The sequence below is a fragment of the Candidatus Enterovibrio altilux genome, assembly GCF_002381345.1.
Lineage (GTDB): Bacteria > Pseudomonadota > Gammaproteobacteria > Enterobacterales > Vibrionaceae > Enterovibrio > Enterovibrio altilux.
In genome coordinates this window covers 967,494-993,369 of sequence record NZ_CP020660.1, presented here as the reverse complement: position 1 = coordinate 993,369, position 25,876 = coordinate 967,494, and the positions used below count along the sequence as shown (strand labels likewise).

Annotated in this window: 16 protein-coding genes and 6 pseudogenes; 2 read left to right on the top strand and 20 right to left on the bottom strand. The window is 39.4% G+C overall.

The genetic code is table 11. The annotated features are described in order from the left end of the window. Positions 1–68 precede the first annotated feature (68 nt). From gspG to BTN50_RS04160, 7 genes and pseudogenes are all read right to left on the bottom strand, one after another. On the bottom strand, positions 69–509 hold the full coding sequence (gene gspG, locus BTN50_RS04190) for a type II secretion system major pseudopilin GspG (RefSeq protein WP_096619133.1): 441 nt from the start codon (positions 507–509) through the stop codon (positions 69–71). A gap of 44 nt (positions 510–553) precedes the next feature. Then, positions 554–1,777 (bottom strand): type II secretion system inner membrane protein GspF, encoded by a 1,224-nt coding sequence (gene gspF / locus BTN50_RS04185; RefSeq protein WP_096619132.1) that lies wholly within the window; start codon positions 1,775–1,777, stop codon positions 554–556. Then, positions 1,777–3,300, bottom strand: a complete 1,524-nt coding sequence (gene gspE / locus BTN50_RS04180; RefSeq protein WP_096619131.1) for a type II secretion system ATPase GspE — start codon at positions 3,298–3,300, stop codon at positions 1,777–1,779. The genes gspF and gspE overlap by 1 nt, the downstream gene beginning before the upstream one ends. A 5-nt stretch (positions 3,301–3,305) precedes the next feature. After that, complete coding sequence (gspD, locus tag BTN50_RS04175; protein WP_096619130.1) at positions 3,306–5,321, bottom strand: type II secretion system secretin GspD; 2,016 nt, start codon at positions 5,319–5,321, stop codon at positions 3,306–3,308. 20 nt (positions 5,322–5,341) lie between these two features. Then, positions 5,342–6,256 carry a type II secretion system protein GspC gene (gene gspC / locus BTN50_RS04170; protein WP_096619129.1) on the bottom strand — a complete coding sequence of 305 codons (915 nt, stop codon included), beginning with the start codon at positions 6,254–6,256 and terminating at the stop codon, positions 5,342–5,344. A 116-nt stretch (positions 6,257–6,372) separates the two neighbouring features. Continuing rightward, positions 6,373–7,298: pseudogene (locus BTN50_RS04165) on the bottom strand (IS5 family transposase). Positions 7,299–7,822: 524 nt separating this feature from the next. Continuing rightward, positions 7,823–8,737: pseudogene (locus BTN50_RS04160) on the bottom strand (IS5 family transposase). A 262-nt stretch (positions 8,738–8,999) separates the two neighbouring features. Between BTN50_RS04160 and pckA the strand changes: the two are divergent. Next, positions 9,000–10,631, top strand: coding sequence for a phosphoenolpyruvate carboxykinase (ATP) (pckA, locus tag BTN50_RS04155; RefSeq protein ID WP_096619128.1), 1,632 nt, complete (start codon positions 9,000–9,002; stop codon positions 10,629–10,631). An 817-nt stretch (positions 10,632–11,448) separates the two neighbouring features. Here pckA and BTN50_RS04150 read toward each other — a convergent pair. The 4 genes and pseudogenes from BTN50_RS04150 to BTN50_RS04135 all read right to left on the bottom strand — a co-directional run. Then, positions 11,449–12,228, bottom strand: a pseudogene (locus BTN50_RS04150) (IS5 family transposase). Between the two features lie 422 nt (positions 12,229–12,650). After that, positions 12,651–13,658 carry a class II fructose-bisphosphatase gene (glpX, locus tag BTN50_RS04145; protein ID WP_096619127.1) on the bottom strand — a complete coding sequence of 336 codons (1,008 nt, stop codon included), beginning with the start codon at positions 13,656–13,658 and terminating at the stop codon, positions 12,651–12,653. A 162-nt stretch (positions 13,659–13,820) separates the two neighbouring features. Continuing rightward, positions 13,821–15,326, bottom strand: a complete 1,506-nt coding sequence (gene glpK, locus BTN50_RS04140) for a glycerol kinase GlpK (protein WP_096619126.1) — start codon at positions 15,324–15,326, stop codon at positions 13,821–13,823. A gap of 615 nt (positions 15,327–15,941) precedes the next feature. After that, a pseudogene (locus tag BTN50_RS04135) lies at positions 15,942–16,709 on the bottom strand (IS5 family transposase); the annotation flags it as partial. 369 nt (positions 16,710–17,078) lie between these two features. On the opposite strand from BTN50_RS04135, the gene BTN50_RS10080 reads away from it, so the two are divergent. Next, a complete protein-coding gene (locus tag BTN50_RS10080; RefSeq protein ID WP_161492947.1) occupies positions 17,079–17,216 on the top strand; it encodes a hypothetical protein in 138 nt (45 codons plus the stop codon). A 137-nt stretch (positions 17,217–17,353) separates the two neighbouring features. On the opposite strand, the pseudogene BTN50_RS04130 reads toward BTN50_RS10080, so the two are convergent. The 9 genes and pseudogenes from BTN50_RS04130 to hflX all read right to left on the bottom strand — a co-directional run bounded on the left by BTN50_RS04130 (position 17,354) and on the right by hflX (position 25,870). Continuing rightward, positions 17,354–18,163: pseudogene (locus tag BTN50_RS04130) on the bottom strand (virulence factor BrkB family protein). Positions 18,164–18,391: 228 nt separating this feature from the next. Beyond that, positions 18,392–18,532 (bottom strand): hypothetical protein, encoded by a 141-nt coding sequence (locus tag BTN50_RS11030; RefSeq protein WP_235610957.1) that lies wholly within the window; start codon positions 18,530–18,532, stop codon positions 18,392–18,394. Between the two features lie 112 nt (positions 18,533–18,644). Next, on the bottom strand, positions 18,645–18,770 hold the full coding sequence (locus BTN50_RS11780) for a hypothetical protein (protein WP_256386958.1): 126 nt from the start codon (positions 18,768–18,770) through the stop codon (positions 18,645–18,647). A gap of 920 nt (positions 18,771–19,690) precedes the next feature. Continuing rightward, positions 19,691–21,007 (bottom strand): adenylosuccinate synthase, encoded by a 1,317-nt coding sequence (locus tag BTN50_RS04120; protein WP_096619124.1) that lies wholly within the window; start codon positions 21,005–21,007, stop codon positions 19,691–19,693. Positions 21,008–21,172: 165 nt separating this feature from the next. Further along, positions 21,173–21,759 (bottom strand): annotated as a pseudogene (locus tag BTN50_RS04115) (transposase). 437 nt (positions 21,760–22,196) lie between these two features. After that, complete coding sequence (locus BTN50_RS04110) at positions 22,197–22,421, bottom strand: DUF2065 family protein (RefSeq protein ID WP_096619123.1); 225 nt, start codon at positions 22,419–22,421, stop codon at positions 22,197–22,199. A 72-nt stretch (positions 22,422–22,493) separates the two neighbouring features. Beyond that, a complete protein-coding gene (gene hflC / locus BTN50_RS04105; protein WP_096619122.1) occupies positions 22,494–23,381 on the bottom strand; it encodes a protease modulator HflC in 888 nt (295 codons plus the stop codon). Between the two features lie 2 nt (positions 23,382–23,383). Beyond that, a complete protein-coding gene (gene hflK, locus BTN50_RS04100; protein ID WP_096619121.1) occupies positions 23,384–24,526 on the bottom strand; it encodes an FtsH protease activity modulator HflK in 1,143 nt (380 codons plus the stop codon). A 36-nt stretch (positions 24,527–24,562) separates the two neighbouring features. After that, the gene (gene hflX, locus BTN50_RS04095) at positions 24,563–25,870 is read right to left on the bottom strand and encodes a ribosome rescue GTPase HflX (RefSeq protein ID WP_096619120.1); all 1,308 of its coding nucleotides are present in this window, start codon (positions 25,868–25,870) and stop codon (positions 24,563–24,565) included. Positions 25,871–25,876 lie beyond the last annotated feature (6 nt).

Sequence of the window (25,876 nt, the reverse complement as noted above, 5' to 3'; positions counted from 1 at the left end):
GCTATTAGAAGTAGTACTAATAAAATTTCCAGTAAAGTAAACCCAGCTGAATATTTTTTCATGATTAGTTATCGAATGTCCATCATGTTCCAGTTACCAATATCTTGATTGATGCCTCCCCCGCCTTCTTGGTGATCCGCACCTAAAGTAAAAATATCAATGATGCTATGCTCACCAGGATTCAGGAATTGGTAATCATTACCCCATGGATCTTGTGGAAGTCGTTTGATGTAACCACCTTCGCGATAGCTGATCGGCTTTGGTGAGCTATGTGGTTTTTTTATTAAGGCCTCTAATCCTTGGTCTGTGGTTGGGTGAACACTGTTATCTAATTTATACATATCGAGGGCTTGTTCAAGCACGCTAATATCCGTGATCGCTTTTTGTTGATCAGCTTTATCTTTGTTACCCAGCAGGTTTGGTATAACTAAACTTGCAAGCACGCCCAAAATAACGATAACAACCATGATTTCTAGTAAGGTAAAACCTTGTTGACGATGACGTTGCATGCTCTATCTCTCTTGACTATGCTGCTAAGCAGCGGATGTTATGATTAAATGCTAATAATATTATTAAGCTGGATAATGGGCATCAATGTTGCCACGACGATAAAAAGAACTATGCCTGCCATACCAATAATCAACAGCGGACCGAAAATACCAAGCGCAATATTAACCTGTGCTTCAAAATCTCGATCTTGATTATCTGCTGCCCGTGTGAGCATTTGTTCAAGTTCACCACTGCGTTCACCACTGGCAATCATATGCAGTATCATGGGCGGGAATAGTTGGGACTTTTCTAAAGATACACGAAGGCTTGAGCCTTGGCGCACTCTGTCTGATGCTTCTAATACTTTTATTTGCATCCAGGTATTAGTCATGACATTCGTCGCTACTTTCATGCCATCTAGCAATGGAATTGCACTAGATGTACAAATTGATAAGGTGCGTGCAAACCGTGAAATGTTTAAGCCTCGAGTAACACGTCCTATAACGGGTATGCTTAACATCCGATGATCCCAATCTAGCTTATGCTGTTCGTTTTTCAATAACGCCTGCGTAAGAACAATAAGACCAATAAAAGCCGCTAAAACAAGCAGACCCCAACTGGTGATAAAATGACTCGTGTTCAGCAGGACTTGCGTAATTACCGGCAGTTCAGAACCTGTGCGGAGAAACTGTCCAACAATGTCTGGCACCACAGTGGCTAATAAGAAAGCAACAATTGTAACAGCTGCAACTGTTAGTACAATGGGGTAAACCATCGATTGGATTAATTTACTTTTGACCTGCTGACGGTTTTCAACGAAATCAGCCAAATGTGTAAGAACGGGTCCTAAATGTCCTGATTGTTCACCAGCCGTAACCATGGCGCGAAAAAGCTGATCAAATACTTGCGGATAGTCACTCAAGCTATCCGACAAAGTATAACCTTCAATAATACGTGCTCTAACACTCATCAGGACATTTTTTAATCGCTGCTTATCGGTCTGTTCTGCCACGGCTTTAATGCATTCCTCTAGCGGCATAGCAGCGTGTACTAAGGTTGCAAGTTGACGCGTGATCAGCGCTAATTCATTGGTACTGATTACGCGTTGAAAACGTACTGATTGTGTTCGTTGGTGCTGTTGTTCTCTTTCACGGGTTTGAATGATATCAACTGGAACCAATGTTTTTTCGCGCAACATTTGTCGCGCTAAGCGTGCCGTATCCGCTTCGATCACGCCTTTAACAGTACGACCTTTCGTGTTTAATGCTTTGTATTCAAATGCTACCATTAGTCCTCCCGCGTAACCCGAAGAACTTCTTCAAGTGTTGTTTGCCCTTGTTTAACTTTAATTAGGCCATCGGCACGAATACTTGGAGAATGTTGACGGATGTAGCGTTCAATCATTTGTTCACCTTCTTCACTGTGGATAAGTGCTTGCACATGAGTATTAACCACCAACAACTCATGAATACCAGTACGACCGTGGTAGCCTTTGCTATTACATTGAACACACCCTTTAGGACGATAGAGTATTAAAGGTTCATTTTCAGACGCCCCAAGCCATGATTTACTCGGAGCATCAGCTTCATAGGGCTCTTTGCAGTTTTGGCATAAGGTTCTCACAAGACGTTGTGCGAGTACGCCCAGTAAGGAGGAAGAAACAAGGAACGGTTCAATACCCATATCACGCAGACGCGTGACCGCACCAATCGCAGTATTAGTGTGCAGTGTTGATAACACCAAGTGACCCGTTAATGATGCTTGAATTGCAATTTGTGCAGTTTCTAAGTCACGGATTTCACCGATCATTACTATATCAGGATCTTGACGCAAAATAGCTCTGAATCCACGAGCAAAAGTCATATCGACCTTAGTATTTACTTGCATTTGGCCAATGCCATTGATATTAAATTCGATAGGGTCTTCAATCGTTAAAATATTTTGTTCAGTATTGTTTAATTCTGTTAAACCAGCGTATAAGGTAGTTGATTTACCGGAACCAGTAGGACCTGTAACCAGTAATATCCCATGAGGGCGCTTGATAAGCACTTGAAAATTATTTTGCACTGTTCGAGTCATACCCAGGCTTGCAAGGTTGAGGTGCGTGGTATTTTTATCCAGCAGACGTAATACCACACGCTCACCATGTGATGATGGCATGGTAGAGACACGAACATCCACGGCTCTACCTCCAATTTTCAAAGAGATGCGTCCATCTTGAGGTATGCGCTTTTCGGCAATATCAAGACGTGCCATTACTTTGATACGAGATACTAATAATGGCGCTAATTTACGGTTTGGACTCAACACTTCACGTAATACACCATCGACACGAAAACGAATTGTCAGAGTTTGTTCAAACGTCTCGACATGAATATCCGATGCCGTTTCTTTGATGGCTTCGCCTAGCATGGCATTAATTAGCTTAATTATTGGGGCATCATCTTCTGATTCTAATAAATCTTCGCTTTGTGGCAGCTCTTCTGCTAATGCAAAGAAATCATCATTATTTGCACCAATGTCTTCCATCAATTGTTGAGCTTCTGAAGAATTGCGCTGATAAAGCTGTGTGAGTTTGAGATCGAAGTCTTGAGTACGTAGTTGGATAGGAGTAAACGTTTGTCCCAAGACTCGACGTACTTCCATTAATATTTCAGGTTTTGGATGATTTCGGTAGTATAGCAACCAACCATTCTCTGTGCGTTCTACAACGACACCATGACGTTTAGCAAAACCAAAAGGTAAGCGTGTTGCCATCATAGTCACCATTTGCTCTACGGCATCATCTGATACTACGGGCAGCTCATTCATGTGGCTTACCTCAGTGTCGAGATGATAGCTCGCACTTCAGCTGGCATCGCCAGATCTGCACCAAATTCAGGCAATACGGGAGGTGTTATACCTGGCATCAATTTCACTTCTTCTTGAGCACGATAAATTTGCTCTGCTCGGATGTAATTGTATTTACGTTGAGTAATTCCATCGGCCGTCAGGCCTGTACGAATAATGGTTGGCTTAATGAACAACATTAGATTACGCCTTGTTTTATCTGAAGAGGTTGATTTAAATAAATGACCAAGGATTGGAATATCCCCTAAAATTGGTATTTTATACTCCCTTTCATTAGTTTGTTCATCGATTAAACCACTTAAGACAATCATTTGTTTATCCGCAGCTAAGATTGATGTCATCAGCTGGCGCTTACTAAAGCGAATATCCACAGCACCACTGGCACCCATTACATTCGAAATTTCTTGTTCAATGTTGAGTTGAATAGAGTCTCCTTCATTAATCTGTGGTGTTATTTTTAGCTTGATGCCCACATCTTTACGCTCAACCGTCTGGAATGGATTCTTGTGATTGGCACCGGTCAATGAACCTGTAACGACGGGCACTTCTTCACCCACAATAAATGATGCTTCTTCATTATCTAGTACCATCAAACTAGGAGAAGCAAGAATATTAGAATTACTATTCGATGATACAGCAGTGATAAGTGTAATCCAATCACCAAACATCACTCCGGCAGCTAAACCACTTATCTCGCCAAGCACTGTAGAAATAGCAGTCGGATCACCAGATTTTGTGATCGGTACAGATACTAATTGATTGTTGTTATCAAAGTGCGACCCAGTGATTATGGCATTTTTTGCTTCCTTTTGTGCTGCCAAGTACTTGGTGATCGGTACACCAGTGTTACCAAACTGCATTCCACCACGACCCAAAGACCCCCACTGAACACCAAGATTTGCACCGTCACTGTCAGAAATTTCAACTATCATGGCTTCAATAAGCACTTGCGCACGACGAATATCAAGTTGTGAGATAATTTTTTCTATCGTTCGCATGATGTCTTGAGGAGCCGTGATAACCAGTGCATTGGTGCCTTTATGAGCAGAAATTTGTACATTTTTATCTACTTGTGTTCCTGACGTTTTTTGACCTCTTTGCTTTTCTGCAATCAGGTTATCAGATACACCTTTAAGTACATCCACGATGTTTTCTGCTTTTGCATATCGTAGATAAATAACTTGATTATTGCCAGTGGTCGCCATTTCACGATCAAGCTGAGAGATCAGTTTACGAACACGTTTGCGCACATGCGGCTCACCTGAAATAAGAATGGCATTCATGCGTTCATCTGCAACAAAACTTGGCTGCAATAAAACAGGTGTATTTTTGCCGTTTGCTTTCCTATGTAAGCTGTCAACAATGCGTACCATTTCAGAGGCTGAAGCGTATTTCAGTATTATAATCTCAACTTTAGTGTTACCAACTTGATCAACCAGTTCAATGATTTCTGCTAGTCGGTTTACCACTGCAGCACGACCTGTGATCATAATGACATTCGCGGGGTCATAATGAACAACATTACCTGCTCCAGCGTTATCAATTAGTTGGCGTAATAATGGGGATAGTTCACGTACGGTAACATTTTTCACCGGAATCACACGAGTGATAACTGCATCACCTCTGATTTTATTATCTCCAACTAAAGGAACCGCAGCCTGTTTCGCATCTTTGTCACGGATAACCTTGAGAATACCGTTTTCCATTTCAACAACGGCAAAACCGTAAACTTCTAACACATTGAGAAAAAACTGATAATACTGTTTATCATTGAGCACGTCATAACTACGCACATGAACCTTACCCCGCACGGTAGGATCAACAATGATGGTTTTTTCAAGATTCCTGCCTACGCTATAAATGAATTCTTGGATGTCAGTCCCTTTAAAATTAGCACTGAATTCGGCTGTCCACGCTCCCATGCTTTGCATTGCTAGTACGCCGGTAATTAGCCACGTTTTATGCTTCTTCCATGTACCCACTTTGTTCTCCGTTTTCAGGCCTATTCGAGGCTGATATAAATGTCGTGCAACTGACCTTCACGCTTAACAGTAAGACTAATCTCTGATACATGAGACAAACTTAGCCAAATACGGTTCATTTCTGCTGGGTTAGTAAGGTCTGCACCATTAAGATTGACGGCAATATCTCCCGATTGCAGTCCTGCTTCTTGAAACAAGCGACTATCGTTTCCCGGATCAATACGGTAACCAATCAGTCCATATTGATTGCGCTCTTGTGACCAGGTGATGTATTTCAAAAGTGCCTGAGGATCATTCATGATTTCTGCTTTTACATTACTAAGATCCGGTTGCCCTGTGTTTTGTTTAACCGATACTGCCTCTTTTCTATGTGTAGCAGGATTAGTCTGTTCTGCTGGATTGTAATCCAAACCATTAAGCATCAATGTTTCATCACGACCATTATTACGTAGAATCACATGATTGCTTTGTACCTGATGCAAAATTATATTCGTCTCCTCAATCGTTTCACCAATACCATAAATTTTTTGCACACTTCGATTAGCAATCACTGCCAAACCATGCTCTGGCTCTGAACTCGTGACGACTCCAACCAAGGTGAAATGAAGACGTGTCTGGGGTGCATCAATGATTGGCTTAAATTTTGTTTCACCAAGTGTCGCTTCTTTACTGAAACGTCCAAAAAAGTGTTGATTGATGATTTGCTCTATTTGATGCGAGGGCACAACATGTCCTACCGACCACTGGTCGGAAGATGACAATGGAATTGAATTAGCCGGAGGTATTACCCAAAACCACACTAAGCGTCCAAGCGTCCAGGCGAGCAGAAGCAGCAAAACATACGTAAACCATTTTGTCGCAATCGTAGGTGTGTTTTTTCCTAATAGTGGTGACATCCATATAACTAAGTGTTTCATACCGAAATTTGCAAACATGCTTTCCCTATCGCTTTAACAGTAGTATTACATTAGCAACAAATATGCTGACTATTTTTAGTGCTTGGATGGGCTTTGTTTCCTGATTTGAGTGCAGACAGTAACTCCCAAAATGATTAGCGATTAAACAATACTTTTGTTTTAGGCATCCTTAGTCTGCTTAGTTTATTTAAAGCTTTTATCACGGCGCAAGTTTCGCCAGTTTGAGCATTATGATCTCTTAAGTTCAATGCCTTTCTAATTAGTTTCTTGACTCGTAACATTACCGTCTCTGATAGGGAATATTTATGGTAACCATCCCTCGCTTTCCAATACTCATTTGAACCGTATAATTTCTGGTAACTGACCGCTAACTTAAGTGTATAATTCCGTTTCCAAAAAGGTGCTCCTTTTCTTGGTGGGATGAGTGGAACCGTTCATTTAATACGAAGGGTTTCGTAATATTATCTGGTGCCACCAGTACCATCAGCTAATATTATCATTGATTTTGGGAGGGTCTGTTTGAGCAAGTGGGGTAGTACTTTACCGGCAGTCACATTTGATGTACTTAACTCAGCAGCAATTATTTCATGCGTATTTATACCTACCGCTAAATGTAACTTGCGCCAGACTCGCCGTTTCCCATCAGTACCATGCTTTGTTACTTTCAATTTTTCTTCACCGTAGACTTTGGGTCAGATTGAAGCCAAGGTTAAGTGTGTATGCTTTCATTATTCTTCGTTTTGTATGTGACGTTAACCGTTTTGTCTGGCTTACTCATGCATGAATAGTGAGGACATGATAATGGCAGTTGAACAAGTTTGAAAATAAAATTAATGAATCCTTGCAGATCTCCCAATTGTATTGAAAATACGCATTTAACTATGAGGGCCGTCGTAATGGCTAAGTCGCTAAATCAACGGGATCTTCTATTATTACCTTGTTTAGTTTGATTCCAGAGCTGAGTAAATTTTTCATCAATCCAGAACGTTCGGGAGCCAGGATAGATTAAAGCTTGGTTATACTGCTCCCAGTTAGTTGTTTTGTAGCGAAGATTGTTCATAGCCCTACATATTTAAGTGAGTCTCACTGTTTAGAGTGTAGATTGAAAAATTAGTTTCCTTATATTAGGAAATAAAGCCGGTTATCTTAAGCGTTTCCTAGCAAAGAAAGTAATGGTTCGAGTCAAAAGATTACTGGTAGGGACATTGAATCTAAGGAATCACACAGCTTAAATTAGTGGAACCGATGCCATGATAAAAGCCTTAAATAAGCTGGCAAGACTAAATATGCCTAACACGAAAGTGATTGTCTAATAGTGAATCATGTAAAAATTTGCTATCTGAACTTGCATTAGTCAACAAAACCGCCTGAATACAAGAATCATTAGTATGGCGCAATAATCTACTTTTTTTCAGGTAATTACTGATAATATGAAGACTCTTTTGACGGATACTTTTATCCTGACTTGAAAGCTAAACGGGTTAACACCATATATGATACTGATCGAAGTATGATAAGTGTAGTCATTTAAAAGCTTTGTTTCCTAATTTGAGTTTAGATAGCTAATCTCCACAGGATTCACTGTTAGACAATCATTTTCGTGTTAGGTATACCTAATTTTTCAGTTTATGTAACACTTTTATCATGGCATCGGTTTCACTAATCTGAGTGGTGTGATGCCTTTGGTTCAAGGTTCCTATCGATAAATTTTTTGACTCGTACCATTGCTGTCTCTGCTAGCGAACGTTGATGGTAACCATATCTCATTTTCTAATGCTAATTTGAACTGTATAATCTTTAGTAACTGGCTGCTAAATTATGTGGGTGACCTTCTTCCCCAAAAGTTACTCTTTTCTTAGTAGGATGGGTAGAACCGCTCGTGTAATACGAAGGGTTTTATAATATTATCTGGTACCGTAAACACCATCGGCTAATATTTCATTGATTGTTTGGAGGGTCTGTTTGAGTAAGCTAGGTAGTACTTCCTCGTCAGTCATATTTGATGTACTTAACGCAGCAGCATGATTTCATGCGTATTGATATCTACCGCTAAATGTAACTTGAGTCAGACTCTCCGTTTTCCATCAGGGGGCATATTTATTTATTGTTTATTCATTTTCACCGTAGACTTTGAGCTCCGAAGAATCAAGGGCTAAGTGCTGGATGGTTCCTTTAGTCTTCGCCTTGAATGTAACGTTAATTGTTTTGGCTCGTTTGCTCATGCATGACAACGAAAGTTGAATATATTTGAAATGGAATTAATGAATTTTACAGAGCTCCTAATGGCATTGAGAATATGCATTTAACCATGAGGACCGTCGTAATATTTAAGCTGTTAAATATACGAAGCCTCCTATGATTACCATGCTTAGTTTGATTCCATAGCTGAATAGCTTCTTCATCAAATTAAAATGTTAGTGAACTACAATTGATTAAAACTTGATTATATTGCTTCCAGTCAGTTGTTTTGTAGCTAAGCTTATCTATAGACCTGAACATTTAAGTAAATCTAGCTGTTTAGAGCGTAGGTTTATAATTGAATTCCCTGATTTAGGAAACAAAGATAGCTGATTATATATAGCAACCGATATTGTATGACGCAATACATTAACAAGATAATTATATAGCCAGTATAAATTAGTTAAGAGTATTAGATTCCCTTAATTAGTTTCTGGTTGTTATTTGAATGAATTCTCTAAATTACTTAATTTAGGTTGCTAATATGGATGATAGTTAAAAACATTTGACTCAAGGGGCATCTATGACTGTTATGAACGTCGAAAGAAAGGTTATAAGTAATGTTGATTTGTCAAAACACGGACTACATAATGTTAAAGGCGTAATCCGTAACCCAAGTTACGAGCAACTTTTTACTGAAGAAACTAGAACTGAACTGCAGGGATATGAGAAAGGTATTGTTACTGAATTAGGTGCAGTATCAGTCGATACTGGTATTTTTACTGGTCGTTCTCCGAAAGACAAATATATTGTTCGCGATGCCACTACCGAAAATACCATATGGTGGTCGGATCAAGGGGCCAATGATAATAAAGCGATTGGTCTCAATGTTTGGGACGATCTTAAAGCCCTTGTTATTAATCAATTGTCTGACAAACGTTTGTTTGTTATTGATGGATATTGTGGCGCAAATCCTGATACTCGCTTATGTATTCGCGTTATCACTGAAGTTGCCTGGCAAGCACACTTCGTTAAAAATATGTTTATCCGCCCAATTAAAGAAGAACTGAAAAATTTTGAGCCTGATTTTGTAATAATGAATGGCGCTAAGTGCATTAACGAGAAGTGGGCAGAGCATGGTTTAAACTCTGAAAACTTTACTGTATTTAACTTAACTGAAAAAATGCAACTGATCGGTGGTACTTGGTACGGCGGAGAAATGAAGAAAGGCATGTTCACAATGATGAACTATTTTTTACCTTTGCAAAACATTGCTTCAATGCACTGTTCTGCAAATATGGATAAGAAAGGCAATGTAACGATTTTCTTTGGCCTTTCAGGCACAGGGAAAACCAGCCTATCCATAGATCCTAAGCGTCAGCTGATTGGTGATGATGAACACGGTTGGGATGATAACGGTGTCTTCAACTTTGAAGGTGGTTGTTATGCTAAGACCATTAAACTGTCGAAAGCAGTAGAACCTGATATTTATAATGCGATTCGCCGTGATGCTTTACTAGAAAATGTGACAATTCGTAATGATCATTCAATTGATTTTGATGATAGTTCGAAGACAGAAAATGCCCGTGTTTCTTACCCAATCTACCACATTGAAAACATTGTTCAACCGGTGTCTAAAGCCGGCCATGCCAACAAAGTGATTTTCCTATCGGCTGATGCATTCGGTGTTTTGCCTCTCGTGTCTAAATTAACATCAGAACAAATTAAGTACCACTTTTTATCTGGTTTTACTGCTAAACTTGCAGGTACTGAATGCGGTATCACTGAACCAACGCCCATTTTTTCAGCATGTTTTGGAAAAGCATTTTTAGCGCTGCACCCAACTAAATACGCAGAAGTTTTGGTTAAGAGAATGGAAGCGGTGAGTGCGGAAGCGTATTTAGTCAATACTGGCTGGAATGGTACGGGCAATCGTATTTCCATTAAAGATACTCGCAGCATAGTCAATGCGATCCTTGATGGTTGTATCGAAAAAGCGGAAACTAAGGTTATTCCAATTTTCAACCTTGAAGTACCGACTAATCTTCCCGGTGTAGATTCCAGTATTCTGGATCCTCGTGATACCTATGTGGATCCCCTACAATGGGTCAGTAAAGCTGAAGATCTGGCTCACCGCTTCATTAATAACTTTGTGGAGTATACTGATAATGCGGAAGGCCAAGCATTAGTTAAAGCTGGTCCACAATTTGATTAAATCAGCCACTCAAGCAAAAGCTCCAATTCGTGACGTTTTTTTAAATTTCTTTCCTAAATCAGGGTGTTCAGTCAGTAATCTATATTTTCAATAATTAGGTCCACTTAAATACTTAGGTCTATGGATCAGCTTTGCTACAAAATAACTAACTGGAAATAATGCCATCAAGCTCTAATCAATCATAACTCACTGATATTCATGGATCCATGAAGAAGTCATTCAGCTATGGAATCAGACTAAGTGGGGGGCAATAGTGGGAGACCTCGTTTATTTAACAACTAAGACATTATAATGGCTCGTGTAATTCAACGCGTATTTTAATGTTATAAAGAAGTTTGCAAAAATTCATTAATTTTATCTGCAAACTTGCTCAATTTCTGTTGTCATGCCCTCATTATTAATGCCTTAGCAAACGATCCAAAACAGTTAAGATTGTATTCGATACAAATACTAAAAGTACAGCTGAATGCATTATACTTAATCTATTTGCTTATTCCCTTTAAAAATTTTTATTGATATAGATAATAATCTGATAAATCAGGCAGTAAGTGAAAACGCAGAAGGACTTAATTTGGATAATTTTTGGGTTATGGACAGAAGGCTGTTGGAGCCCCTATTTTTTAGCTTCGCAGACTGTTCGTAATTTTTGAGATAATGTAGAACCGTTGTTTCATGGATACATAGAGTTTGATGAATAATGACTGTACTCCAATCTTCTGATGTGCAGAATACTGTTTTTATGCGATCATACACTAGACTATTAAGAGCTTTATCGTGCTGGCTGTTAAATTTTTATTTGAGACATGCTTAGCCGGATCTACTTATTTAACGCTTTTATTATTGAGTCTGTTTCATTAAGGGGAGCATTTCTATCTCTGAAACTCAATGTTCTTCCTAGTAGTCTTTTGACTCGAAACATCACTGTGTTTAATAGAGGACTGTGTATGGTAATTGACCGCTAAATGACGCGGATAACCTCGTTCTCAAAAGTTGCTCCTTTTCTTGGTGGGATGAGTGGAACCGCTCGTTTCATACGAACGATCTCGTAATATTATTTGGTGCCGTAAGCACCATGGGCTAATATTGTATTAATTTTTTGTCGGATCTGTATGAGCCAGTTAAGTAGTACTTCACCGTAAGTTGCATTAGATGCACAGAACGCAGCAGCAATAATTGCATGCATATTTATATCTACCTCTAAATGTAACGTGTACCAGACTTGCCATTTTTCACCGGTGACCTGCTATTTGATTTACTATTCGTCTTCACCGTAAACTTTAAGTCCCGTAGAATCAATAGCTGAGTGCTGGATAGTTCCTTTACTTTTTACTTTGAACGTCATGTTAATTGTTTTAACTTGTTTATTAATGCATGAATAATTAGAGCATAACAATGGTAGTTGAACAAGTTTAAAAACAGAATTAAGCAATTCGTACAGACCTATCAATAGTATTAAAAATAAGCATTTCACCATGAGCGCCGTCGTAATAACTAAGTTGCTAAATACAAAGGTTTCCTTATAATTACTCTGCTTAGTTTTATTTCATGGGTGAATGGCCTCTTTATTAATTCAGAATGTTAGTGCACCATGATTGATTAAAGCTTGATTATACTACTTTCCGTTAGTTATTTTGTAGCGAAGCTTGTTCATAGACTTAAATATTTAAGTGAATCTAGCTGTTGAGAATATAGATTGAAAATTTTGTTCCCTCATTTAGTAAATAAAGCTGGTTACCATAAACGTTTCCTAGCAGCGACAGTAATGGTTCGAATTAAAAATTACTGGGAGGGACGTTAGGCTTAAGGGATCACAATGCTCCGACTAGTGAAACGTATGTAATGATAAAAGCATTAAATAAGATGATAGAGCGAGGTATTCCTAACATGAAAGCGATTGTCTAATAGTTTATCATGTTGGGATTCGCTATCTGAACTTGAGTTAGGAAACAAAACGGCTCATTGTCTATGTTATTACTGTATGTAGAATGGCTCAGCTATCGCATGATCTGTTTGCTATCATTATAAAATAATTTTTTTTACAGCGTCGTCTTTACGATCGAGATAGTGAATAGATTTGATACGACGGATGGTGCGGCATTTACCACGGATTAATAGGGTTTCTGTGGTAGCAATGTTACCCTTGCGTGTGATGCCTTCAAGCAGATCTCCTTTAGTGATACCAGTTGCAGAAAAAATAATATTATCGCTACTGGCCATGTCTTCCATTGTTAAACGAACATTCGTGATGATGCCCATTTCTGTGCAGCGTGCTATTTCAACTGTACCCATCCTGCGATTATCTTGATTATCTTCTTTTACCTCGTGGCGAGGAATTAAACGACCATTCATGTCTCCGCCCAGTGCACGAATAGCTGCCGCTGACACAATACCTTCAGGTGAGCCACCAATTCCATACATAACGTCGACTTCATTGTCAGGTATACAGGTCAAAATAGACGCAGCTACGTCACCATCTGGAATAGCGAATACTTTTATGCCCATCTTCTGCATGTCATGAATGGTGTCATCGTGACGCGGTTTAGCCAATGTAGTCACCACTAATTCATCCAGTTTTTTACCCAGTGCTTTGGCAATATTCATCAAATTATCATGTAACGATAGGTTTAGATTGATTACTCCTTTTGCTTCTGGTCCGACACATAGTTTTTCCATATACATATCAGGTGCTTTTAAAAAACTGCCTTTTTCGGCTGCTGCTAACACAGCCAGTGCATTCGATTGACCCATTGCGATCATGCGTGTGCCTTCGATTGGATCAACCGCAATATCAACGGCATCACCACCAAGACCAATTTTTTCACCAATGAAAAGCATCGGTGCTTCATCGATCTCTCCTTCACCAATAATAACTTCACCTGCGATGTCGGTTTTATTTAGAAGAATGCGCATTACTTCTACTGCAGCACCATCAGCAGCGTTTTTATTTCCGCGGCCAAGCCATTTATAGCCTGCCAGTGCAGCCCCCTCTGTGACGCGTAAAAAAGCCATCGCTAAATCGAGTTTCATCTGCTCTCCAGTATTCTTATATGAAATTGGGAGCTACTTACGCCTTTTTCTTACTCCTATTAGGTTTGACGGTTCAAGTAGCTGAAAAACTTGGAGTACATTCTATCATAAGCAAGAGAAAAAATTTACGTTTTGGGAGTTATAAGTATCATGAGCCGGTTCTTAATAGTCTGCCCAACCCTTTGAACATTCAACGGCACGTTGCCAACCCCGGTGGCGGCGCTCTCGTTTCCCATCGTCGTCACAGGGTGTGAAACGGCGATCTAGTTGTGCTTTATTTTTCAGCTCGTCAATGCTTCCCCAAAACCCTACGGCGAGACCGGCTAGGTAGGCAGAGCCTAATGCGGTGACTTCTGTTACTTTAGGACGTTGCACCTCTGTATTCAGCACATCAGATTGAAATTGCATTAAAAAATTATTTGTTACTGCCCCACCATCTACTTTCAGGAAACCCAGTCGAATATCGGAGTCAGCTTCCATGGAAGTGAGCACGTCTAGTGATTGATAAGCAATGCTTTCTAATGTAGCACGAATTATGTGATTAGCGTTTACGTCACGAGTAATACCTACAATGGTACCACGAGCATAGGGGTCCCAGTGTGGTGCGCCTAATCCGGTAAACGCAGGCACAACATAGACACCGTTGCTTGTGTCAACTTTTGTTGCAAAGTATTCAGAGTCGTGAGTATTGCTGATGAGTTTCATTTCATCACGTAGCCATTGAATGGAAGCTCCTCCCATAAATACCGCGCCTTCGAGAGCATAAACCACCTCTCCTTTCGGGCCGCAGGCCAGGGTAGTGAGCAATCCATTGCAGGATTTAACTTTTTTTTTACCTGTGTTCATCAGTAAAAAACAGCCGGTGCCATAGGTATTTTTGGCTTGCCCTGCTTCAACACACATTTGACCAAATAACGCTGCTTGTTGGTCCCCTGCGATACCTGCAATAGGAATATCTGTCCCACCTTCGCCGCCAATATTGGTCTGTCCATACACCGCCGTAGAGGACTTTACTTCTGGCATCATTGAAACTGGAATATCAAGTACCTTGAGCATTTTGCTGTCCCATTCAAGGGTGTTGATGTTGAACAACATAGTGCGGCTGGCATTTGTGTAATCGGTGACGTGAACACGCCCTTGAGTCATCTTCCAAATTAACCATGTATCTACCGTACCAAATAGGAGGTCGCCTTTTTCAGCAAGCTCGTGTGCCCCTTCAACATGTTCAAGTATCCATTTTACTTTGGTACCTGAAAAATAAGGGTCCACAAGAAGGCCGGTGTTTTCACAAATGTAATCCTCATACCCATCTAATTTTAATTGTTCGCAAATTGCTGCGGTTCGGCGGCATTGCCATACGATGGCGTTATAAATGGGTTTCCCTGTATGGCGATTCCACACAATTGTTGTTTCGCGTTGGTTGGTGATCCCAATGGCAGCGATTTCGTCTGAGCGAATGCCGCATTTAGCGAGCGCTTCGACCAATGTGGAACTTTGTGTGGCCCATATTTCGAGAGGATCGTGTTCTACCCAGCCTGATTGAGGGTAAATTTGCCTGAATGTGCGTTGTGCGGTAGTCACTATATTGGCGTTATGGTCGAGGACCATCGCACGTGAGCTTGTAGTTCCTTGGTCTAAGGCTACGATATATTGTGGTTCTGTGCTCATAGAGCATCCCCCCCCTTTCTGTACTATACTCAATCTACTTGAATACGTAGGTTTGAGTACTTGAAACGTATCATTTAGGGACATCAAAGAGCCTATACTTTCTGGAAAAGTCCCAGTAAAAAAAGTATTCCATACCTCTTTGGATAATATTTATTTTTAAAGTAGATGTTGTTTTTAGACTATTTAGTCATCACCTGGCATATTCGCTTTATTGGGTTGAAATGTGGGCTATAATGAGGAAATTATGAAGCTTAATATTGAAAATAAATGCTGCATATTTAGTAAAGTCATTTCAATGGTATTTAGCGCCATCGAGAACGTATGGAACTGACGGGGTAACTTTCATGATTTACATAAAATGAACAATATTTTCATTGTTTATTGTATTATAGTTGCTAACTACGGTCCTCGCAATACCGCGAAAATTTTGGATGTCAGAAAGCTTAAAATAACTATAGCTATCTGTAGTTTCGAGGGCTTAATCGTCCCTTGGCATATTCATACGTCATTTTTGTTGCTTAGGTTGGATGCACAGCATTAATAAATAGAATCGATGCATTCTTGAATTCTATTTCCTAATTCGAGTTCAGATAGCAAATCCTAACATGACAATGATTAAACAATGGCTTTTATTTTAGACATCCCTAGCTCTATTATCTTATTTAACGCTTTTATCATAGCTTAAGTTGCGCTAATCTGAGCATTATGATCTCTTAAACTCAATGTCCCTTTAAGTAGTTTTTTAACTTGAAACATTCCTGCCTTTGATAGAGAACGTTTATGGTAACCATACCTCGTTTTTCAATGCTGATTGGAACTATATAACTTCTGGTAACTAATCGTTCAATTATGTGGATGATTCCGTTCCCAAAAAGTTATTCGTTTTTTTGGTGGTATGAGTATGAGTGGAACCGTTCGTTTAATCCGAACAGTTTTGTAATATTGTTTGGTGTCGTAAGCACAATCGGCTGATATTTCGTTGATTCCTCGGCCGGTCTGTTTAAGTAGGCTAAGCAGTATTTCACCGTCAGTCATACTTGGTGCACTTAACTCAGCGGTAATGATTTCATGCGCATTTATATCTACTGCTAAATGTAACTTTTGCCAGACTCGCCGTTTCCTATCAGCACGATGCTTTGTTACTTTCAATTCTTCTTCACTGTAGACTTTTAACCACGTAAAAGCTAAAGCTAAGCGCTGTATGTTTTCTTTGTTCTTCGTTTTGTTCGTGACGTTAACCGTTTTGCCTAGCTTGCTTATGCATGAATAGTTAGGACATAACAATAGCATTTGAGCAAGCTTGAAAACAGAATGAATGAATTTTTGTAAACTTTTCAATAGTGTTGAAAATACGCATTTAACCATGAGGGCCGTCATAATGGCTTTCATGGACAGCGGTGAGTCTAGCTCAAGTTTATATTTAGCGGTAGATATCAATACACATGAAATCATTGCCGCTGAGTGAAGTGCATCAAATGTGACTGAAGGTGCGGTGCTATCTAATTTGCTCAAATAGGCTCATCGAAGAATAAATGAAATACCAGGCGATGGAACTGATGAAGCTAGATAATGTTACGCAATCGTTCGTATTAAATGAGCGGCTCTTATTTTTTTACCAAGAAAAGGAGTAGCTTTTTGGAAACGAAGTCACTCGCGTAGTTTAGCAGTCCGTTATCAATAATTATAAGGTTCATACCAGCACTGCAAAATGAGGTATGGTTACAAAAAACGTTCCCCCCATTAAAGACGGTAATGCTTCGAGTCAAAAAAATTACAGGAAGGGACATTGAGCCTAAGGTAGCACAAGGCTCAGATTGGCGAACACTACGAATAATAAAAGTGTTAAGTAAGCTGCTAGTAGCTTTAGGCATGCTTAAAACAAATGTCTAATAGCTCATTATGTTGGGATTTGCTATTTGAACTAAAATTAAGGAATATAGTCCTCTACAATTAAATTATTATTATCATCCCAACGACATCACCATAGATAACAATATGTGCTTTACTGACCCGCAGGGGTAGCGTGGTCATATCAGTATCTCTTGTATCATCTTAATTATCAAGTAGTTGCTTTTTTGGTGCGGTTTCGAGTTGCCATAATTTTTTTCACCGAGCGTTGCCGTCACCTCTGCGCCCAACAGCACAATGCACCAACTTAGATAGATCCAAATAAACAACAGTGGCACAACAGCTAATACGCTGTATATTAACTCATAAGAAGAAAATTTTGTTATATACATTGTAAAGCCTTGCTTACTGAACTCAAATAATACACTGGCGGTGAGTGAGCCAGCTAATGCATGTCATAGTACTATGCGACGATTAGGCACCAAAGTGTAAAGCCCGAAAAAAGCAATAGCGGTTAAAATAAAAGGAAAAGTACAAAATAATGATGGTATCCACACTTCATTGCCTTCTATCTGCAATATATTCAGTGAACTCAAATAAGTACTCACACCAAAACTGGCGCCTATCAATGCTGGAAAAAGCGTCAGTATCATCCAGTAAATTGAAAATAACATTACTAATGTACGTTTATGCTTTACGCGCCAAATATAATTAAGGCTCTTGTCGATGGTAGAAATCAGCATCAATGCCACAACAAATAAAAACACAATTCCTACAGTCGTCATTGCCCTTGCATTGGCTACAAATGTTTCTAAATGCCGTTCAAATGCAACGCTAGAAGCAGGCACAAAATTATGAAGCACAAACGATTTAATCGTAGCAGCTGTCTCTTCAAAGCTAGGAAAGATTGATAGAGTGGACAGTACTACCGCAATAAGAGGGACCAATGAGAATAAAGTGATATAGGCCATATAACCTGCATTTACCATTAACTGATCGTGACTGAGTCGCAAAATCAAGTGTTTGGTGAAGGCTAATAAAATCTGCCTTACTTTAGATAATGAACACTTCAGTTGTTTTACTAATTCCATCATTTTAGTATAATAATTTTATTATTTAAAAATTTAATCATACACGAATACGTAAAGACATGTAGCTTGCGTCTGGCTTTGTTTATTAATGCGAGTTTAGATAACAAATTCCCGCATGATTTACTATTAGACAATCGCTTTCATGCTAGGCATATCTAGTCTTGTCAACTTATTTAAAGCTTTTATCATGGTGTAGGTTCCGCTAATCTGAGCATTGTGAGCCCTAAGATTCAATATTCCTCTGAGTAGTTTGTTTACGCAAACCATTGCCGTCTCTGCTAGAGCATGTTTATGATAACTATACTTCATTTTTTAATGTTGATTGAACTCGTATTACTTTTAATAACTGACCGTTAAATTACGCTGATTATTTTATTGCCTAAAAGTTGCTCCTTTTCTTGTGGAGTGATTGGAACAACTCGTTTAATCCGAACGGTTTCGTAATATTGTCTGGTGTTGTAAGCACTATATTCTGATATTGCATTGATTCTTCACCGCCAGTCACATTTGATGCATTTAACTTAGTAGTAATGATTTCATGTGTATTTACATCTTCCGTTAAATGTAACTGGCGCGAGGTTCGCTATTCCCATCAAAACCATGTCTTTTTACATTTTATTAGCATGCATTGTAGACGTTGAGACTCGTAGAATCAATTGTTAAGTGCTGGATGGGGTTCCTTTAGTCTTAGTCTCGAACATGATGCTAGTCATTTTTGCTCGCTTGCGAATGCATGACAACGGCAGTTGGGCAAGTTTGCAAACAAAATTAATGAATTTTTTGTTAGACCTTTCAATGGCCTTAAAATATATCTTTAGCGGTGAGGATCGTGGTAATAATTCCGCAGATAAATAAACGGATTTTTCATGATTCGCTTGCTTAGTCTGATTCCATAGCTGAATGACTTTATCAGCAAGCTAAAATGTTAGTGAGTTATGATTGGTTAAAATTTGATTATACTGGATCAAGTGAATTATTTGGTAACGAAGCTTATTCATAGATCTGAATATTGAAGTGAGTCTAGCTGTTTAGAGCGCAGATTGATAATTTAACTCTCTAATTTAGGAAATCAAGCCAATATATCAGTATTATCCAAGTAATAAAGCTTAAGTAATACTAAAATAGATTATTTTGTGATGGCATTAGTGGACCAGTTTTTTACTGTTATTGCTCCGCAAAAACTATGAATAGAATAATTTTACAGTGATTCTATGCCTCAAATCAACGGCATAGCCTGCTCAGTAAAAAAATATTATTTATGTACTGAGGTGTGCATTCAGTTTGCTTCATAACTTCTTTGAACCATTTTAAGGCGAATATATTTCGCGTAAGCATCAGTATAGTAATGTTGACAACATTCAACAGTCATATGTAATTTTTTTAAAATTAAAACATAAAAATTGGTCTTAACTGTGTTGGAACTGATTAAGACTGAAAAGGATGAACTTTAATAATAGTTTCATTGCGATCAGGTCCCGTTGAAACAATATCAATCGGCACACCAGTCAGCGCTTCGATACGTGCGATGTAATCAAGCGATGCTTGTGGCAGTTCTTCAATAGCCGTGGCACCGCATGTTTTTTCGCTCCAACCTGAAACAATTTCATAAATTGGGGCAATATTTTCATATTCGTCAGCCGCCATTGGCGAAACATTCAGAACAGTGTCGTCCGCTTTCAGATAACCAGTACAGATCTTGATTTCTTCTAGACCGTCCAGAACGTCCATTTTAGTCAGGCAAAAACCAGAGATAGAATTAATCTGAATGGCACGACGCATAGCAACTGCATCAAACCAACCTGTACGGCGCAGACGTCCGGTAGTCGCACCAAACTCGTTACCAACCGTACCTAAATGCTTACCAACTGGATCTTGCTTGTCCTGACCATCATATAGTTCAGTCGGGAAAGGGCCAGAACCTACACGGGTGCAGTATGCTTTAGCGATACCTAAGATGTAACCTAAGTGGCGAGGACCAAAACCAGAGCCTGAAGCAACACCACCAGCTGTTGTGTTAGAAGAAGTTACATACGGGTAGGTGCCATGGTCAATATCAAGTAGTGTGCCTTGAGCACCTTCAAATATAATTTTATCGCCACGTTTACGTGCATCATCCAGCTCTTGGGTTACGTCTATAACCATGTTGGTAAGAATATGGGCTTGTTCCATAATCTTTGCAAGTATCTCTTCATATTTCACCGGTTCTACTTTGTAGAAATGTTCCAACTGAAAATTGTGGAACACCATAACTTCTTTAAGCTTCTCAGCAAACGTTTTTTTATCAAAAAGATCACCAATACGGAGACCTCGACGAGCAACTTTATCTTCGTAAGCAGGCCCAATACCACGACCAGTAGTACCAATAGCTTTCTTGCCACGTGCAGTTTCACGTGCAACATCAAGCGCAATGTGATAAGGAAGAATTAATGGACAAGCTTCTGACAAAAACAGGCGTTCACGGACTGGAATACCGCGTTCTTCTAGATCGTTCATTTCTGTTATCAGTGCGTCAGAAGACAAAACAACACCATTACCAATGATACATTTAACATTGTTACGTAGAATGCCAGAAGGAATCAAATGTAACACGGTTTTTTCACCGTCAATAACTAAAGTGTGACCAGCATTATGACCACCTTGGTAGCGGACTACATAATGTGCATTTTCAGTTAGAAGATCAACAATTTTACCTTTACCTTCGTCACCCCACTGGGTACCAAGAACAACTACATTATTACTCATTTTTTCCAGTCAGTTGCTGATTAAAATGGAATTTTAGCACCTTCATTTAAGCTATGCAGTTATTTTTTAACCATTGTCAGTGGTCATGTATTCAATGGATTGAACGTAGTATTTTATACACATTTTGTGAGCTCTGTTTCCTAATTTGAGCTCAGAGAGCAAATTTCAGCATGATTCACTATGAGACGAGTGTTTTGTTTTAGGCATATCTAGTCCGATTAGCTTATTTAACGCTTGCATTATTGCGCAAGTTAAATGTTCCTCCAAGTAGTTTTTGGACTCAAAACATTGCAGTTTTTGATAGAGAACGTTTATGATAATCATACTTCGTTCTCCAATCAGCATTACTTTTTTTTGGTGGTATGAGTGGAACAGCTCGTTTAATACGAACGGTTTCATAACACTGTTTAGTATTGTAAACACTATTGCTGATATTTTATTGATTTTTCGGTGGGTATGTTTGAGTAAGCTAGGTAGTACTTCACCGTCAATCACATTTGAGGCACTGAACTCAGCAGTAATGATTTCATGCGTATTTATATCTACCGCTAAATGTAGCTTGCACCAGACTTGTCGTTTCCCATCAGTACCATGCTTTTTTACTTTTCATTTTTCTTTACCGTAGATTTTGAGAGCCGTCGTAATGGCTAAGTTGCTAAATAAACGAGATCTCCCATGAATACCCTGCTTGTGTGATTCCATAGCTAAATAGCTCCCTCATCAATCCAGGATGTTAGTGAGCCACGATTGATTAAAACTTAATTATACTACTTTCAGTCAGTTGTTTTGTAGCGAAGCTTGTTCATAGACCTGAATGTTGAAGTGAGCCTAAGCGTTTAGAATACTGATTGAGAATCTAGTTCCGTTATTTAAAAAATAACGCCGGTTGCCATGAACGTTTCCTAGCAAAGACGGCAACGGTTCGAATAAAAAAAATTACTCAGAGTCACATTGAACCAAGGGATTACACAACTCATAATATAAGCGTTAAATGAGCGGATAGAGCTAGGAATACTTAACACGAAAGCGATTGTTTCATAGTAAATCATGTTGAGATCTGCTATCTGAACTTGCATTAGGAAACAATACTAATGCGTAATTAAACTTTTGGTATATGCATTGAATGTAAGTATTATTTTTGAAGCGTGAGTAAGCCATCTAAACATGATTTCATCGTAAACATTAATATTCAGTTGTTACAAAGTTTTGAGCTTGTAATTGACTTAGATGGCCACATTATATATGCAATGATGGCACCAGACACGACTAAACATTCTCCAATTCGCATTAATGTAGCATTAGGTAGCTGACTCATCTCACTTACCAGTGTGCTCCATTTTTCAGGGATCAACATTGGTCCTAATCCCTTCACTACCAGAACTAAGCCTAACGCCAGCAATATTTCGTTGCTCATGTTTAATCTCAATTTATTCAAGATAAAAAAGACAAGACACTTGAGGCCTTGTCTTTTTTATAAAACTACAAATTAATTAATACTGCTGTGTGGTTCTTTCATATAACGGAAGAATTCACTATTCGGGTCAATTACCATAATGTCACTTTTATTGTTGAAACTATTTTCATAAGCTTGCAAAGAACGCAAAAAATTGTAAAATTCAGGCTTTTTACTGTATGTACCCGCATAAATACGAGCTACCTCCGCATCAGCTTCACCACGTGTTACACGGGCTGTTTTTCCCGCCTCTGCCAATATTGTCGCAACTTCCAATTCAGCCTGAGCACGGATAATTTCTGCTTTTTCACGACCTTGTGCACGATGTCGACGAGCAACAGTTTCCCGCTCCGCACGCATACGTGCATAGATAGAATCACTTATTTTATCAGGTAAATTGAGTTTTTTAATACGAAGATCAATCACTTCGATACCAATATCGCTGGCACCTGATTGAACTTCATTCAAAACATCATTCATTACCTGTTCACGTTTTTCTGAAATAATTTCTTTGATTGTTTTTGAACCAATTTCAGCACGTAGACCATCTGACACTTTACGTTGCAGCAAAGCTTCTGCCGTCATACGATTGCCACCGCCTGTTGACAGGTAATATTGACCAAAATTTTTAATACGCCACTTCACGTAAGAATCAATGATAACGTCTTTTTTTTCTGACGTGACGAAACGATCTGATTGGTCATCCATCGTCTGAATACGTGCATCTAGCAGTTTCACACTGTCAAACAGAGGCACTTTGAACTTTAGGCCAGGATCATAAATATGAGCTGTATCGTTATTAAATTTTAGAATTCTACCGAATCTAATAACAATACCTTTTTCGCCTTCGTCTACAACGAAAACAGACGTTAAGCCAACCACGCTTGCAACGATAATAAGAGAAATTAATAATTTACGCATAATTAGTATCTCCCCTTCCGTGGCTCTTGGCGAGGCGAAGCCGTGCCTGGTATGATTGTGGAGTTTTCAATTTGAATGCCGTAGTCTGAGGCATTAGTATCAGTCGTTGAATGTTTAGGAGGCACTTGATTCATTAATTTATCCAAAGGTAAATAAAGTAAATTACTACTACCTTCCTTAAAATCAATCAATACTTTACTGGTGTTACCAAATACCTTTTCCATCGTTTCTAGATAGAGACGCTTACGTGTTATTTCAGGCGCCGCTTGGTACTCCGGCAATAGTTTTTCGAATTGAGCAACATCACCTTCAGCACGATTAACAGTTGTTTGTTGATAACCTAGAGCCTCTTTTTTTAGACGTTCAGCACGGCCTGTTGCTTTTGGCAAAACATCATTCTGATATGCTTCTGCTTCTTTGATAAAACGCTCTTCATCTTCACGGGCTTTGATTGCGTCATCAAATGCTTCTTGGACTTGTTCTGGTGCCCGTGCACCCTGTAAGTTCACATCGACAACCAACAGACCCATATGATAACGATCAATAATGCGGTTAATTTCAACCTGAGTGCGTTCACGAATTTGTTGGCGACCCGTAGTGAGGATTTCATCCATTACAGCGTCACCAATAACAGCACGCAATGCAGAATCAGTCGCCTGACGCAGGCTATCATCCGCATTTGTTACCGAATACAGATATTCACTTGGATTAGCAACGCGATACTGTACGTCCATATCAACGCTAACTACGTTCTCGTCTTTGGTCAGCATTTCACCAGAGCTCCGTAGAGAACGAATAGCTTCCACATTGACGGCTGTGACTTTATCAATAAAATTTGGTTTCCAGTTTAAACCGGGTGATACAATACGATTATACTCACCCAAACGCAATACAACACCGCGTTCAGCTTCACCAATAATATAAAAGCCGGTAACACCCCAAATTATCACACCAATAAGAAGAATCAATCCAATAACATTATAGTTACTAAAAAAGGGACCTTTACCTCCCAATAAGCTGTTTAGCTTGTGACTCAATTTATCAAATACCTCATCTAAATCAGGTGGTCCTTGAGCACGACCACCGCGATTACCCCAAGGGTCTTTGCCCTGACCGCCGTTATTTCTTGGTTCATTCCATGCCATGAGAACACTCCATCAATGTAATATGATGATAGTTGGTTATACTGTAACAGTCTGCTCGTTGACGATAAAGTCACCTAACTTACTGCCTTCCCGTTTTTTTAGCCTCATCCAATGAGTCTGAGGTAACCGCACATCTACCAGTAAACTTCCATCAGATTCGTATTTTTCATATATGATACATTGTAACTGGCAGAATTCACTGTATATTTTGCCAATGGTTGCGGGTGGAACACGTAAGCGATAGCTTGCCATTGTCCCCGCTAGTCTTTCGGTCAGCGCTTCAAAAAGAAGATCTATGCCTAGATTTGCAAGTGCTGACACCCAAACAATACGCGGAATACCTTCATGATCACGCTCAATGCGAGGGTATGTATTCCCTATACTATCAATTTTGTTCATTATGAGCAAAGTTGGTACTTCACTAGCCTGAATTTCCTCTAAAATAACATTAACTGCCTTAATATTACCTCGAACATTTTCGTTACTTGCATCAATTACATGCAGCAATAGTGTTGCTTCTTGTATTTCCTGAAGTGTAGCTTGAAATGCTGCGACTAAGTCATGCGGCAAATGACGAATAAATCCGACGGTATCCGCCATAATAGTTTTCCCAACATTTTTTACTTCAATTTCACGTAGCGTAGGGTCTAATGTTGCAAACAATTGGTCTGCAACATAAACACCAGCTTTGGTAATACGGTTAAAGAGGGTCGATTTACCTGAATTAGTGTAACCTACCAATGAAACCGTTGGTACCTCAGCACGGGTTCGTGCTCGACGCGCCTGCTCACGTTGTTTCACGACTTTATGAAGTCTACGTGAAATAACCTTCATACGCTCACGTAATAAACGACGATCCGTTTCAAGCTGACTTTCGCCAGGACCGCGTAAACCAATCCCGCCTTTTTGACGTTCAAGGTGCGTCCAGCCACGAATCAATCGTGTCGACAGGTGACGAAGCTGAGCAAGTTCAACTTGTAACTTACCTTCGTGAGTTCTGGCTCGTTGGGCAAAGATGCCTAAAATCAAATCTGTACGACTTAATACGCGACATTGTACCAAACGCTCTAAGTTTCGTTCTTGCGCAGGCGATAGCGAATGATTGAAAATGACTATTTCAGCATCGAGCATTCGGACTGTATCTGCAATTTCGAGGGCTTTACCTTCACCAATGAAGTATTTGGCATGCGGAGACTGACGGCGGCCTATTACTGTTTGCAGCTTTGTCATACTAGCAGACAATACTAACATTTCAAATTCGCTAAGATCTTCCCATTCATCTTCTTGGGTGAAGTTGATGTGAACTAAAATAGCCTGTTCACCGGCTTCGTAACAGTCAAACAAGAGCTC